This is a genomic window from Bradyrhizobium sp. AS23.2 (assembly GCF_001908185.1).
Lineage (GTDB): Bacteria > Pseudomonadota > Alphaproteobacteria > Rhizobiales > Xanthobacteraceae > Bradyrhizobium.
On the sequence record NZ_LGHM01000423.1, the window covers coordinates 1 to 517 of the forward strand.

The 517-nt window shown below is 57.8% G+C and carries 1 protein-coding gene and 1 pseudogene; both read left to right on the forward strand.

Annotated elements, in window-relative coordinates; all coding sequences use genetic code 11:
* Nucleotides 1-258: hypothetical protein (locus AC630_RS46605; protein WP_208867135.1), on the forward strand; the 258-nt coding region annotated here is incomplete at its 5' end.
* Nucleotides 259-289: 31 nt separating this feature from the next.
* Nucleotides 290-517, forward strand: a pseudogene (locus AC630_RS42665) (hypothetical protein); the annotation flags it as partial.

Genomic DNA, 517 nt, shown 5'->3' on the forward strand with positions numbered 1-517 from the left:
GCAAGCCGAAAGGAGGTGAAGCAACCGGCTTTCTTTCCAATCCCGACAGCGGTCGACCAACGGGCGGACATTACGCTTCGCCGTCGTCTCAAGATCCTTCACGCCAATCAAGAGAGAGAACATGAGCAGCGCGGTAGCTATTGGCGCCAGGGGCGCCGGACTATTTTCAACACCTTCCTCGAGGCTGGAAAGCGGGCACAGCGCATGTCAGCCCGGATCGGCGTGGCCAGAACCATATGCCCGCTCAAACATTCCTGAGCGCGGGGCACAGATCAGCAGGAGGACAGTCATGAACATGGTAGTTAGCAGCGCGGCCCTCAGCGGCACACAGATCCCATCCGAAGCCGCCACGGAGACCGATCCGATCCTCGCTGCGATCGAGACTCATAGGCAAATTTACGAGCGCCTCGCCAAGGAAGTTAGTAATCACTCTGCGCTGGAGTCAGAAATTCCCCTTCAGAAACGCCAGTCGGAGGTGAACCCCTGGGAAGACGAGTTCATCGTTGAGACCGATGAT